Source organism: Pseudomonas sp. 5Ae-yellow, assembly GCF_014077575.1.
In the GTDB taxonomy this organism is placed as follows: domain Bacteria; phylum Pseudomonadota; class Gammaproteobacteria; order Pseudomonadales; family Pseudomonadaceae; genus Halopseudomonas; species Halopseudomonas neustonica.
Genome location: NZ_JACGWE010000006.1, coordinates 140,387 through 149,562 on the forward strand (window position 1 = coordinate 140,387; position 9,176 = coordinate 149,562).

Sequence of the window (9,176 nt, forward strand, 5' to 3'; positions counted from 1 at the left end):
GGGTGGATGTATTATTAGCGTGGGTGAGACGCGCCCCTCTCTGCAGGGCTTCAGGCTGTGCCCGACATCTGTGGGCGCAAGTTGACTGGTAGTCGTTGCAGATCATGGGGGTCATCCAGATCCCACAACGTTGGCCCTATCCAGAGGCTTTGCTCGGCGGCCTGCAGTCGCTTGCGCGTGTCATGCATAACCCGGTCGTGGCTCCACTGCATGTTGGTGAAAGGCACTGCATCGGGTTGCCGCTGGGCGATCAACACGTAGCCGCCATCTTCGCTGGGGACCACGGCCGCATCGTGAGTGGCCAGTGCGATATTGGCTTGCTGCACGACGGCGGTGGACATATCCGGGCAGTCTGTGCCGATCAATAAAGCCCCGTCAGGGTGTTCAGCCAATGCGTTGGCCATGCGCTCACCCAGATCGGCACCCACCTGCTGGCGCAGGGTGAGGTTATGATCCTTGGCTAACTGTTGGAGTAGGGGGTGGTCTATCTGCGGAGCATAGAGGTAGCGCTGGGCTGGCCAGTCAATGGTTTGTTGCAGACTGTGCCGCAGGAGCTGGATGTAGAGTTCACAGGCTCCCTTAGCACCCAGAGCGGGGATCAGGCGGGTCTTAACGCGGCCAGGTACCGGGGCTTTGGCGAAGATCAGTAACGGGCGAGGGCGGTTCGGCATGGTCGGGAGCAGCCTCCGTCAGGCATTTAATATAAACCGCTAGTACCACTGAGCCAGGCGTTGCGGCGGTACGCCAAGCCAGTAAAGTGCGCGCAGCCACCACATCAAGGCTATGGTGCGCAGAGTGCCGTGCTGCTGCCAGCGACGGCTGGATGTCACCAGAGGAGGGCGAAGGCAAACTGGTTTGCCATGGCGGCGTAACCGTTTGCTCAATTCAATGTCCTCCATAAGTGGGATATCCGCATAGCCGCCAAGTTCCGTAAATAGCTGATGCTCAACAAAAATACCTTGATCACCGGTACAGACGCCGGTGATTCGTGAGCGCCAGTTCATCATGCCGGCGACGGTATTGAGTAGCGCGCTACTGGGATCAAGCCGCACGTCAAACCGGCCCCAGCGCTGGTTCTTGTTCGCGGCTTGGGCAATCAACCGGGTAAAGCCGCCGGGTAGGCGGGTGTCGGCATGCAGAAACAGTAGCGTGCTTCCGCGTGCGACTGCCGCCCCGGCGTTCATCTGGCGCGCTCGTCCAGGTGGACTTTGCAGCAGCTGGTCGCATAAGCCGGTGGCCAACGCGACCGTGTTGTCTGTGCTGCCGCCATCAACCAGAATCACTTCCAGCTCGCCGCGCAGTGCCTGCAATGGCTGCAGGCTGCTGACGATATGCGCGGCCTCGTTGCGCGTAGGCATGATGATGCTGAGCGCTGGCCCATCTTGGCTTGGCATCAGCGCTTTAGCCGCCAGCGGTGAAAGCGCTTCACCCAGCCGAGGAGTTTTTCCGGCGCATGAGCGCGCTTCCATTCGCCTGCTGCGTACTTATTTGCCTCGGCAAAGGTGGGGTAGCTATGCACGGTACCGAGTACCTTGTTCAGCCCCAGGTTTTGCTTCATTGCCAACACGTATTCGGCGATCAGTTCGCCTGCATGGGCGCCAACAATGGTCACACCGAGAATGCGGTCCTTACCCGGCGTAGTGAGTACTTTTACGTAGCCCTCTGCCGCTTCATCTGCGATGGCGCGATCGAGATCCTCAATGCCATAGCGGGTTACTTCTACCGCTATTTCCTGCTCTTCGGCTTCGGCTTCCGACAGCCCCACGCGGGCCACTTCGGGCTCGGTAAAGGTCACATGCGGTAGCACGCGATAATCGACCTTGAAGCGTTTGAAACTACCAAAAAGTGCGTTTACGGCGGCGAACCAGGCCTGATGCGCGGCGGCGTGGGTGAACTGGTAGGGGCCGGTGACATCGCCCACGGCGAAGATATTCGGAAAGCGGGTGGCCAGATATTCGTTGGTTTCCAGCGTGCCGTTATCGCGCAGTTTCAGGCCTAGCTCTTCAACGCCATAACCTTGGGTGTTGGCCTTTCTGCCCACCGCAACTAGCACCGCATCAAAACTGATGCTCACCAGCTCGTCGGTATCCAGCTGCCGCGCGTGCATCACAGCGCCTTGATCGGTCTGCTCGAAACGCTCGGCTTTATGGCCCAGGCGTAAATCAACTCCCTCACTGCGCATTGCCAGGCTGACCAGCTCGCTGGCGTCGCTGTCTTCGTTTGCCAGCAGGCGTTCGCCCTGTTCGATTTGAATCACCTGCGAGCCCAGACGCTGAAACGCCTGTGCCAGCTCGCAGCCAATCGGGCCGCCGCCCAGTACCAGCAAGCGCTTGGGCTGCTCGCGCAGGCCCCATAGTGTGTCGGAGGTATAGGCGGGTACGGTATCCAGGCCGGGGATCGGCGGCATGACCGGACGCCCACCGGCGGCGATGATGATGTTGCGTGTAGTCAGGGTGCGCCCGTCCACTTCTACGCTCCAGGGCGAGGTGATGCGCGCCGCACCCTGGATCACGTCGACGCCGAGGTCGCGGTAGCGGTCGGGCGAGTCGTGTGGTTCGATTTCGGTGATGACGCGCTGTACGCGGTCCATGACGCGGGCAAAATCGACCGTTGCGCTGGCGTTGGTATAGCCCAGCGTGGCGGCGCGTTTGACTTCAGCTGCCAGTCGCGCCGAGCGAATCAGCGCTTTGGAGGGGACGCAGCCGGTGTTCAGGCAGTCGCCGCCCATGGCGTGTTTTTCTATCAGGCTGACTTCGGCCTTTACCGCTGCGGCTATGTAGGCACTGACCAAGCCGCCGCTGCCCGCACCGATGACCACCAGGTTGCGATCAAAGCTGTTGGGTTTTTGCCAGCCGCGGTAAACCCGACGCGCCTTGACCTGATCGAGTATTTTGCGTGCGATCAGCGGGAATAGCCCGAGCAATACAAAGGCGCCAATCAGCCCCGGTGACAGAATGCCGCCCAGTGAGTCCAGCTGGCTGAGTTCGCGACCTGCGTTCACGTAGACGAAGGTGCCGGGCAGCATGCCGAGCTGGCTGACCCACCAGAAGGTGCGCGCCTTGATGTGGGTTAGCCCCATCGCCAGGTTGATCATGAAAAAGGGGAAAGCCGGCACCAGCCGCAGGGCGAACAGATAAAAGGCGCCCTCACGTTCTATGCCTTCATTCAGCGGTTTCAGGCGTCGGCCAAAGCGCTGCTGCACCCAGTCCTGCAACAGAAATCGGCTGATCAGCATGGCCAGAGTAGCGCCAAGGCTGGAGGCAAAAGACACGATGACCAGGCCCCAGCCAAGGCCAAATAGTGCGCCGCCGGCTAGTGTCATCAATGCTGCACCGGGCAAGGACAGGGCTGTCACCAGCACATAGACGACGAAGAAAATGCCGCCGGCGATCAGCGGGTTCTCTATTACCTGGGTATTCAGTGCCTGTTGCTGCGCCTTGATGGCGTCTAGGCTGAAGTACTGGTTAAGGTCGAACACAAAGAAGGCGGCGACCAGCGCAACGATGGCCAGCAATACTGCCAGCTTTTTGATATTCATACGAAATGGGCCTCCAGGGCGCATAGGGTACTGGCAAGGGCGAAGCCCTCGATTAGGGCGTCCTGTGGTTGCTCATCGCAACCTTGGGTAATACGGGTTCGGTAGGACAGTGCGGCAGCACTGCCCTCTGGCCAGGCCTGATCAAAATCGGTGATAAACGCCTGCTGATCGTAGTTCAAGGGCAGCGCCTCGACGTACAGATTGCCGATTTTTGCGCGATACAGTGCGGCTAGACTAGGATGCGCGGCTATCCGCGTGACCAGACCGTAACAGCCGTTGTTGAAGTTGGGCAGACCGGCGGCGCCGTTGTTGATGACCGCCCAATTCTCGGTTGCCAGCGCTGCTGCAGAGCAGGTATGACTGGTGGCTAGCACACTGATGCGGTTGCGCTCACACCAGTCGCCCAACTGCTGCTGGCGCTCGGGACTACGCAGCGCTGAGCGGTCGCATTGCCAGCCGGCAAGTGACTGTTCATCGCCGTGGGTGATGGCGACGCGCTGGCCGGCAACGTCAACTACTGCCGTCGCTGCGCGGCCAGCCAACGCGCTGGCCATGCCCGGCAGTTGCGCTACGCAGTTGCTGAGCTGTTGATGGATGGTGTTGGACCAGTTCACCGTCTGCTCTGGTACTTCGTCAGGGTAGGCGCAGCCACAGCCGTGCGCTGAATTCTCCTGGCGACCCAGCTCGGTCTCAACGTTGCCACGCAGTAGGCTGTACTGTTCAATTTGTGCTTCGATTCGGCGGAACACCTCGGGCTCACAATCAAACCAGTGCGCGTCGCCGTTGAACACTACGCGGGCTTCGGGTTCACGCAGTAGTCGCCGCTGTAGTGCCGCCAGTGCCTGCTCATTGCCATAGAGCCCGCCGACCACGTAAAGACTGTCGCAGCTAAACAGGCTTGTACCGGCAAAGCTGTCTGCGGGTAGCTGATAGTCAAGCGGGCAGCTGCGTCCGGGTGTCATGCTGTTCTCCGCAGGCCGCACAGCAGGTAGGCTGCGGTGCACAAGATCAGACCGTAGAGGTTAACGCCCAGCAGCAGCGCATAGCGTCCATCGCCGATAGCCCAGCTGGCAGGTATCCAGTTGAGCGTCAGCCCTACGCCCAGCAGCAGGCCGCACCAGAAGCTCAGGTGAAAGCCCAGTGCGGTAGGGCGAACCAGCCCGTGCAACAGGAACACCGGTGCCAGGCCAATCACCATGGTGCCGCTAATGGTGGTCGCCTTGAGAATGTCGGTACCCGCCAGCATGGGCAAGTTGCCTAGTACCGCAAAGATCAGCATGGCAAGCATGCCTACGGCGATGGCTTTTTGGCCCAGATTACGGCCGGCCAAGGCGGGCAGTTCGCGGCCGGTCAGGCGCGCCTGGCTGGAGAAGGTCGAGTCCAGCGTGGAGCCAGCGGCGGAGATCATCACCAGGGTCATCACGATCAGCGCGCCAATGCCCATGGTCTTGGCCAGCGCGGCCGGCACGTTGCCGGAGGCTTCTATGCCGCTGAGGCTGGCGTGTACACCGATCAGGCTGAAGGCCAGAATCGCGACAAAACCCAGCACGCCAGCCAGGGTGAAGGCGCGTAGCATGGATTTCTCTTCGCTGATAAAGCCGCGATCAGTCAGTACCGGATCATGGAAGGGGTAACTGAACAGCTGCAGGCAAGCGACCAGAAACAGGTCTACGCCAGCGTTCATAGCCCAGTCGCTGGTGCTGCTCAGTTCGGCCATGGAGTGGTTGGGCAAGACCAATCCTAAAACCCAGACTAATGCGACGATAAAAATCGCTGCTTGGGCAGCATCGGTCAGGATCGAGCTACGCAGGCCGCCGCGAAGGCTATAAGCCAGAGTTACGACGGTGAAGAGGAGTGCGGCAAGAATAAAGGGCGTGCTGCCGCTATCGCCATAGTAGCCGCCGACGACCGCGGTGTTGCTCCAGACCTCGTTGAACAGGCGAATGAGGATCGCTGCGGAAAACGCCAGTGCCGCGCCACGGCCGTAATTGCTGGTCAGGAAGCTGACCATACTAGTGGCGCCAAATTTGCGCCGCAGGCGATAAATGACGTAGCCACACAGTGGAATCGACAGCCAGTAGGTGGCGTAGGCCAAGCCGCCAACCAGACCAAATTCGGCCCCCAAATTCGCCGCGTTGGTAACCGACTTGGCAAATATCCAGCTGATGAAGATGCTGATAGTCAGCAACAGTGGCGACGCTGGGCGGCCGTCACTGTCTTCGCCATTAAAGAAGCCACCCAGGGTGACGCTGCGTGGCGATAGGGCGTACATGATGACGCCATAGGCAATGAGAAAGCCCCAGAAGAAGATGCCGGTCATACCGCTGATGGCCATGCAGTGGTTCCTGTTAGTTCTTGAGTTAGAGAAAGTAGTTAGCTGATAACGCCGCCGCAACTGGAGCCTTGCCCTGCGGTGCAGGCAAAGCAATGGTCGCGGGTGGCGATGGGATTGTCTTCCAGTGTTTGCTCTGCCAATTGGCTCAGGTGCGGGCGATCACTGGCAATTAGCGGCAGCGGCAGATCCAGCATCTGGTTGAAATCACAGTCGTACAGGTAACCGCGCCAGTCGACGCTGATAGTATTGCGGCACATCAGCCCCGGCAGATTTTGCGCGCTGAAATTATCGCGCAGTAACTGCATGTAGTCGTTGAATTGACCTCGGCTGGCTAGCGTGCTGCCGAAGCGGGCAATAGGTTGATTGGTGATGGTGAACAGCTGACTGAATACGATGCCAAAGTCTTCGCTCAGGTGCGATTTGTAATCAGCCTGCAGTGCAGCCTGCGGTGGCGGCAGGCTGGGTCCTTGCGGGTTGTAAACCAGGTTCAGCTCGAGGCCACTGTCTGCTACGCCGTAGCCGAGCCGGTTGAGCTGTAACAGACCTTGTATGCTGCGCTCAAATACGCCGTCGCCGCGCTGCTGGTCTACGTTGTCGCGCGAATAGCAAGGCAGCGAGGCAGAAACGCTGACACGATTTTCCGCCAGAAAGTCGGCCAGGTCTTCGTAGCCCGGCTCGGACAGAATGGTCAGGTTACAGCGGTCGATAACCTCGATCCCTTCGGTGCGAGCGTGGCGCACAATGTCGCGAAAACGCGGGTGCATCTCGGGCGCGCCGCCGGTCAGATCGAGCGTTTGCACCGAGTGGGCGTCGAGCACGCGGTACAGGTCTTCAATCACCTCGTCAGTCATCGCCTCGGTCCGGGTCGGACCGGCATTTACATGACAATGCAGGCAGCGCTGGTTGCACTCATAGGTCAGGTTCACTTGCAGGGTATCGAGTGCACGCCGCTTGATCGGCGGAAAGTCGAGACGGTTCAATAGGGGCAGGGTATCCAGCACAGAGTGCTCCTCATAACGATAACTATATGAAGAATAGAGCATTGGCCGCCTGCTTTGTTACAAGATCACCATCTTTTAGCTTGGCACCATTTCAGTGAGGGCGTGTCACAAGACCAAGTTGCTCACGTTTACGGGCTTGTCTCTTGCTGGTGTATCGTTAGGTTTCAGTTAGACATTATTAAAGGAGTGGTTTGATGAATCGGCTATTGGTTGCCGCCAGTGCGTTATTTCTATCCGGCGCAGTGCTGGCTCAGGATGCAGTCTCGCCCCCACAGATTACTCAGGCGCAGCAGCAAGCGCTCGGTGACGCGGTTGCTAGTACCTCGCGAGGCATTACCAATGTGATGCGTGATGCCTACCGCAACCCGCAGCACACGCTGGCTTTTTTTGGCATTACGCCCGGGCAGACCGTGATTGAAGTATGGCCGGGCGCTGGCTGGTATACCGAGATACTCGCGCCACTGCTGCGCGATGACGGCAAGTTGATCACGGCGCATTTTGATCCTGAGTCCGACGTGGCGTTTTTCCGCCGGTCACGTGCCGACTTTGCAGCCAAGCTGGCTGAAGATCCGCAATGGTATGACAAGGTCGAACTCTCCACGCTTAATTATGATCCGCAGGTGCCGCTGGCCGAACCGGAGAGCGCAGATCGGGTGCTGACCTTCCGCAACGTGCATAACTGGTTGGCCGCTGGCGATGACAAAGCTGCGCTGGTATTCGACAAGTTTTACGCAGCGCTCAAGCCGGGCGGTATGTTGGGCGTGGTTGAACATCAGGCCAGGGCCGGGACCAGCCTGGAGGACATGATCAAAACCGGCTACGTGACCCAGGCCAAGGTGCGTGAGCTGGCTGAGGCCGCGGGCTTTGAGATGATTTCGATCAGTCCGGTCAATCAGAACGTGCAGGATACCAAGGATCATCCAGAGGGGGTCTGGACCCTGCCGCCCACGCTGCGTTTGGGTGACAAGGATCGGGCACGCTACCTGGCTATCGGTGAAAGCGACCGCATGACCTTGCTCTTTATTAAACCGGAGTAGGGTGGCCTTGCCCTTGCCGTGCTTTAGCGGGAGGGGCTGTCTTTTTTGCCGAGCTGGCGGCGATAGCCAGTAGGGCTCATATCGGTCCAGCGGCGAAAGGCGCGGGTAAAGCTGCTTGGGTCCAGGAATCCTAGCTCGTAGGCAATGCTGGTGAGCGAGAGTTGGCCGTCAGTAATCATACGCAGCGCCGCTTCACGGCGAACCTCATCCGCCAGTTGCTCATAAGACGTGCCTTCCTGGCTCAGCTTGCGCCGCAGGTGACGCTGGCTGATATTCATCGGTCCGGCTACCCGTTCAGCGCTAATGTCGCCAGACCCCAACAGCAGATGTATGCGTCTTTTTACCTGCTCCGATAGCGTACTGCTCGGCAAGGTGGCCAGCATATGCTGGAGTATGTCGGTCAGCTTGGGTAGCAGTAAGGTAGATGAGGTAGGCAAGGATTTATCTAGCAGGCTGCGCTTGAGCGACAGCGAATAGCGGTTAGCGAACCTTACTTGCTGATTTTTCAACAAGCGCTGGCAACTTTCTGCGTGTAAGTCGTGATGGTCTGCCAGCTCGATAGCATATAAAAGGCCGTCTGCGTCGAGGTCAATGCGGGTGAAGTAGCGAGCCAGGTAGCCGACAATAGACGCCATGTGCTGAGGGTGAGTATCCCCGATGGGCTTGAGCAACAGGTGCACTGATTCTTCCTGCGTATCGACCTGCAAGTTCAGTTGCGTGCTGACAATCGGGAAGTAGCGCGTAAGGATATTTAACGCGTCCTGAATAGACGGTGAGGCTGATGCCGCCAAGGCCAGGGTGTTGAAGGCGGTAGGGCTGAATACCCGATGCATGCGCAAGCCCAGCAGCGGGTCATCGCTGATACGAGCGGCCTCACTCCACACCAGTGAGCAAAATGGCTGATCGATGAACCCCTCTGCTTCAAACTGATCGCTGAACAGGCAGCCAGCCACGCTGGAGTCGCGCAGCGACAGGTCGTATTGCCGAAGCGTTTGCTCGACTGCGGTGGCCCAGAATGCACTTTCACGAACACGAAAAAAGGAGTGTGAACTCGACTGCTCGAACATCATCCCTGCCTGTTTTTGCTTTTGTTAGGTGACAAAATTGTTGTTTGTCTTATTGGTGGATTATAACGATAAAAAAAAGGTTCTTCACGGAAGTCCGGGGCAACCCGGACTTTTCGTTTCTGGAATGAGGTGAGGCGGTGACATCTCGGTCATGATGGTTGTGCGACCAACACCATAATCCGAGAGCACCGCCTCATG

8 protein-coding genes are annotated in these 9,176 nt (G+C 58.7%); 1 reads left to right on the forward strand and 7 read right to left on the reverse strand.

Annotation, left to right across the window (positions count from 1 at the left end):
* Positions 1-50: 50 nt before the first annotated feature.
* Genes H4J77_RS06250 through arsS form a run of 6 tightly spaced genes read right to left on the reverse strand, consistent with a single transcriptional unit; the run spans position 51 to position 6,916 of the window.
* Positions 51-671, reverse strand: a complete 621-nt coding sequence (locus H4J77_RS06250) for a TIGR04282 family arsenosugar biosynthesis glycosyltransferase (RefSeq protein WP_123890233.1) — start codon at positions 669-671, stop codon at positions 51-53.
* Positions 672-710: 39 nt separating this feature from the next.
* Complete coding sequence (locus tag H4J77_RS06255; protein WP_182247537.1) at positions 711-1,394, reverse strand: TIGR04283 family arsenosugar biosynthesis glycosyltransferase; 684 nt, start codon at positions 1,392-1,394, stop codon at positions 711-713.
* Complete coding sequence (locus H4J77_RS06260; protein ID WP_182247539.1) at positions 1,394-3,538, reverse strand: FAD-dependent oxidoreductase; 2,145 nt, start codon at positions 3,536-3,538, stop codon at positions 1,394-1,396. Before H4J77_RS06260 ends, H4J77_RS06255 begins: the two co-directional genes overlap by 1 nt.
* Entirely contained in the window at positions 3,535-4,500 is a 966-nt protein-coding gene (locus tag H4J77_RS06265) for a hypothetical protein (RefSeq protein WP_182247541.1), read from the reverse strand. Before H4J77_RS06265 ends, H4J77_RS06260 begins: the two co-directional genes overlap by 4 nt.
* On the reverse strand, positions 4,497-5,873 hold the full coding sequence (locus H4J77_RS06270) for a sodium:solute symporter (RefSeq protein ID WP_182247543.1): 1,377 nt from the start codon (positions 5,871-5,873) through the stop codon (positions 4,497-4,499). Before H4J77_RS06270 ends, H4J77_RS06265 begins: the two co-directional genes overlap by 4 nt.
* A gap of 38 nt (positions 5,874-5,911) precedes the next feature.
* Positions 5,912-6,916: an arsenosugar biosynthesis radical SAM (seleno)protein ArsS gene (gene arsS, locus H4J77_RS06275; RefSeq protein ID WP_220469275.1), complete on the reverse strand. Its 1,005-nt coding sequence runs from the start codon at positions 6,914-6,916 to the stop codon at positions 5,912-5,914.
* A gap of 152 nt (positions 6,917-7,068) precedes the next feature.
* Here arsS and H4J77_RS06280 point away from each other — a divergent pair, with 152 nt between their 5' ends.
* A complete protein-coding gene (locus H4J77_RS06280) occupies positions 7,069-7,911 on the forward strand; it encodes a class I SAM-dependent methyltransferase (protein ID WP_182247545.1) in 843 nt (280 codons plus the stop codon).
* 23 nt (positions 7,912-7,934) lie between these two features.
* On the opposite strand, the gene H4J77_RS06285 is transcribed toward H4J77_RS06280, so the two are convergent.
* Complete coding sequence (locus tag H4J77_RS06285; protein WP_182247547.1) at positions 7,935-8,978, reverse strand: AraC family transcriptional regulator; 1,044 nt, start codon at positions 8,976-8,978, stop codon at positions 7,935-7,937.
* Positions 8,979-9,176 lie beyond the last annotated feature (198 nt).

Coding starts and splice junctions, on each gene's coding strand:
- H4J77_RS06250 (WP_123890233.1), bottom strand. CDS start 671: ATGCCGAACCGCCCTCGCCCGTTACTGATCTTCGCCAAAGCCCCGGTA.
- H4J77_RS06255 (WP_182247537.1), bottom strand. CDS start 1,394: ATGCCAAGCCAAGATGGGCCAGCGCTCAGCATCATCATGCCTACGCGC.
- H4J77_RS06260 (WP_182247539.1), bottom strand. CDS start 3,538: ATGAATATCAAAAAGCTGGCAGTATTGCTGGCCATCGTTGCGCTGGTC.
- H4J77_RS06265 (WP_182247541.1), bottom strand. CDS start 4,500: ATGACACCCGGACGCAGCTGCCCGCTTGACTATCAGCTACCCGCAGAC.
- H4J77_RS06270 (WP_182247543.1), bottom strand. CDS start 5,873: ATGGCCATCAGCGGTATGACCGGCATCTTCTTCTGGGGCTTTCTCATT.
- arsS (WP_220469275.1), bottom strand. CDS start 6,916: ATGCTCTATTCTTCATATAGTTATCGTTATGAGGAGCACTCTGTGCTG.
- H4J77_RS06280 (WP_182247545.1), top strand. CDS start 7,069: ATGAATCGGCTATTGGTTGCCGCCAGTGCGTTATTTCTATCCGGCGCA.
- H4J77_RS06285 (WP_182247547.1), bottom strand. CDS start 8,978: ATGTTCGAGCAGTCGAGTTCACACTCCTTTTTTCGTGTTCGTGAAAGT.